Source organism: Acinetobacter sp. WCHAc060042, from assembly GCF_003231195.1.
GTDB lineage: Bacteria > Pseudomonadota > Gammaproteobacteria > Pseudomonadales > Moraxellaceae > Acinetobacter.
Genome location: NZ_QKVN01000082.1, coordinates 1 through 3743 on the forward strand (window position 1 = coordinate 1; position 3743 = coordinate 3743).

General features: G+C 37.3%; 4 protein-coding genes. 2 read left to right on the forward strand and 2 right to left on the reverse strand.

What is annotated here, in order from left to right:
* Positions 1-246: 246 nt before the first annotated feature.
* Positions 247-1266 (reverse strand): tRNA dihydrouridine(20/20a) synthase DusA, encoded by a 1020-nt coding sequence (gene dusA / locus DPG01_RS18135; RefSeq protein ID WP_110975978.1) that lies wholly within the window; start codon positions 1264-1266, stop codon positions 247-249.
* Between the two features lie 133 nt (positions 1267-1399).
* On the opposite strand from dusA, the gene DPG01_RS18140 reads away from it, so the two are divergent.
* Positions 1400-2548: a site-specific integrase gene (locus DPG01_RS18140; protein ID WP_004723234.1), complete on the forward strand. Its 1149-nt coding sequence runs from the start codon at positions 1400-1402 to the stop codon at positions 2546-2548.
* Here the strand turns inward: DPG01_RS18140 and DPG01_RS18145 are convergent.
* Positions 2532-2804, reverse strand: a complete 273-nt coding sequence (locus DPG01_RS18145; RefSeq protein WP_004723233.1) for a pyocin activator PrtN family protein — start codon at positions 2802-2804, stop codon at positions 2532-2534. The two genes, DPG01_RS18140 and DPG01_RS18145, sit on opposite strands and share 17 nt — an antisense overlap.
* A gap of 187 nt (positions 2805-2991) precedes the next feature.
* On the opposite strand from DPG01_RS18145, the gene DPG01_RS18150 reads away from it, so the two are divergent.
* A partial coding sequence (locus DPG01_RS18150; protein ID WP_110975979.1) for a hypothetical protein occupies positions 2992-3743 on the forward strand: 752 nt, incomplete at its 3' end.

The following is a 3743-nucleotide window of genomic DNA, read 5'->3' on the forward strand; positions in this document are numbered from 1 at the left end:
TCTAAAGTCATTGATCAAGTGATTGAAAAATATAAAGACAACTTTGAAATAGAAGTCAGCCTGTTCAAAGATAAATACTGGCGCGCTCTGAGTAAATTTACGGGTTAACCACCTAATGAATTTAAAATGAAATGTGTGTGTGACCAATATTGAAAACGTTCTTTAGTAAAGCCTTGTATCAGACTATAAAAGAAAAAAGCGAAGCATCTGCTTCGCTTTTTTCTTTTAGATTAATATTCTAAATTACTAAGCTAGAGTCTGTTCTTTTAAATAATCTTCGGTGCGTTGCATCGCGTCTTTAATGTTGAGAATTGCATTTTCAACATCAGCAAAAGTCTTAGCATTACCACCACTTAAGGCCTGGCGCCATTTGCGAGCACCCGGAAGGTTTTGAAATAAACCTAAAATGTGACGAGTGATAATTGATAACGGAGCACCCTCAGCCATACGCTGGGCAATATACGGCAGCATTTGATTGATAATGTCAAAGCGGTCTGGAAGTTCTAAATTCCACAACTGACCAAGTTCAGCCAGAAAGTAGGGATTGTGATATGCCTCACGTCCGATCATTACACCATCCACATGTTTGAGATGCTCTTGCGTTTCTGCAAAGGTTTTGACCCCGCCATTAATCTCAATCAATAGATTTGGACGCTCTTGCTTTAAACGATAGACATCTTCATAGCGTAGGGGGGGCACTTCACGGTTTTCTTTCGGAGAAAGTCCCTGAAGCAAGGCAATACGTGCGTGTACGATGAAATTATCACAACCCGTTTTGGCAACGGTATCAACAAAATGTAGCATTTCTTCATAAGAATGCATGTCATCAATGCCGATACGGTGTTTAACGGTCACGGGAATATCCACAGCATGGCGCATTTCAGCGATACATTCTGCGACGAGGTCTGGCTCTGCCATAAGACATGCACCAATTTTATTGTTTTGTACACGGTCACTTGGACAGCCAACATTGAGGTTAACTTCGTCATAGCCCCAGTCTTGAGCCATTTTGGTACATGTAGCTAAGTCTTTAGGGTTTGAGCCGCCAAGTTGTAAAACAATTGGGTGCTCTTCATTGTTATAGTCTAAATGACGATTTGCACCACCAAATAGAATGGCACCTGTAGTCACCATTTCGGTATATAAAATTACATTCGGATTGAAGAGACGTGCAAAAAAACGATAGTCTTTTGTGGTCCAATCCATCATCGGTGCAACACTGATTCGCGGAGATTGAGTGTTTTCAATGTTTTTGTTAATAGTCATTAAAAATCATACCTTTAATCTATATTTCGCAACCTGCGCGAATCTGTTTGAACCTATATTTAGGTGGGTTAATCGGTTTGCATTTACACCAAATTTTACACCATAATCAAAAAAACAGGTTGTGGTGTAAATTATGGGGTCAATTACAGCAAGGAAAGGTGCAGATGGTAAAGTTAACTATCGTGCTGCGATTCGAATTAATCGAAAGGGCTTTCCTACATTCTCTGAAAGTAAAACATTTCACTCAAAGAAGTTGGCTGAAAACTGGGTTAAGAAACGAGAAGTCGAAATTCAAGAAAATCCTGATATTTTACTTGGCAAAGAAAAGCTGATTGATCTGACCTTATCAGATGCCATAGATAAATATTTGGATGAAGTCGGGAGCGAGTACGGAAGGACGAAACGCTATTCTCTGCTTTTAATTAAGAAGCTACCAATCGCGCGCAATATTATCACAAAAATAAAATCAGTACATTTGGCCGAGCATGTTGCTTTAAGGAAGGGGGGAGTCCCTCATTTGGAACTTGAGCCTATTGCGACTAGTACGCAGCAACATGAGCTTTTACATATCCGTGGTGTACTTTCTCATGCTGCTGTTATGTGGGAAATGGATATTGATTTAAACGGTTTTGATAAGGCTACGGCGCAGTTAAGAAAAACACGTCAAATATCTTCCAGTCAAAAAAGAGACCGGCTTCCTTCAACGGATGAGCTGATTGCATTGACGAAGTATTTCACAGAGCGATGGAAGCTAAACCGTAACGGTTCTAAATACCCAATGCATTTAATAATCTGGTTTGCTGTTTTCTCATGCAGACGTGAAGCTGAGTTAACACGATTATTTCTTCGAGATTATGATTCACATCACTCAACATGGAAAGTACATGATCTAAAAAATCCAAATGGCTCTAAAGGTAATCATAAATCATTTGATGTCCTTGAACCTTGTAAGGAAATGATTAAAAGAATAAAGCAGTCAGAAGTTCGAGAACGGATGTTGATGCTTGGGCATGATGAAAACTTACTGTTGCCATTGAATCCTAAAAGCTTGGGTAAAGAGTTTAGAGAGGCTTGTAAAATGTTGGGTATCGATGATCTACGCTTTCATGATTTGAGACATGAAGGATGTACTAGACTAGCTGAACAGAGCTTTACTATTCCTGAGATTCAGAAAGTAAGTCTGCATGATTCTTGGAGCAGTTTACAGCGTTATGTGTCAGTGAAGGCGAGAAGGGATGTTATGCAGTTAGAGGAAGTACTACGCCTCATCGATGAAACGTAGCATAATCTTTAGAAGCTTCTAAATACTTACTATCTAAAATATCTGCGAGATCTTTAATGTGCACCAAAAAAGGTGCACGTTTACTTTGATCTATTTTAAACACTGAAAAAGGGAATTCTTGATTATTCGCCTTTCTTAAAGCTTCAGCTTTACTAAGATGAGGGTAATAGTCAGCAACAATTGTCATCAGTTCGACAATCATAGAGCGATATTTTATAAAAAGAAGGTCAGTAGTATTAATTTGAAAGCAACTCATGAATTCAGGTACTCCATACCAGAACAGTTTTAAATTCAAATGGGATACCTTTTGACTGAAGGTTAACCATCTCGATGCCTTCATCCTATTTTTTTTACATAGATTTTTATGTAATCCTAATAATTAAAAATAATATTTTACTAGAATGTTGATATAAGATACTGAAAAATATTATTTAGAACTGAAAATGAAAAATTGCACTCTTTTTGATTTTGAGCAACTGAAGGTCGAAATTCTGAATTGCTTTTTGGATCATGCTGGACGCTTTTTAAGAGAACATAAAATAATGAGTGATCCTGACCCAAAGACTGAGTTTGACGCGTCAGAACGCAAATTGTTGGTTGAACTGATGGTAGAGTGCCAGCAAATGCAGTTTTTAGGGGAAATGTATACGGTACAGGATTTACTGAATTTACTTGATCAAATGAGTACGGTGACAACAGGAATTAGTGACTATAGACAGCAGCAGGTTAATGAAAAATATTCAGAAATATTAAATAAATACATAGAATTGGTTGAAGATGAAAGTGGGAAAGTCTACACCTATAACCCGAGTTTAAAGCGTAGAATTAATGGAATTTTAAATGTACGTAAACGATATGCGCCGCTGTTGCATAAAAAGCTTGAGATATTCTATTCAGAATTAACTAGTTATGCACAGAAAAATGGCAGATTCAAAAATGCTTCGCAGGCTGTACAGCTGATTTTACCCACACTGCAAATAAAGTTTAGAGCGTTTGATTTGCAGTGGGTTCAAAGCAGATTAGAGGCGAATAAACAGAAAATTTTAGATTTAACTGAAGCCAAAAAAAACAATGAAAAGAAAGAAATCTGTGAAGATGGTGATTTTGATGTGTCATTTAAAATTCAGGATCGCACTTATTTAAATCAAATTAGAGAATTACAAAACGAAAATAAAAAATGGCAGCAATTTTTACA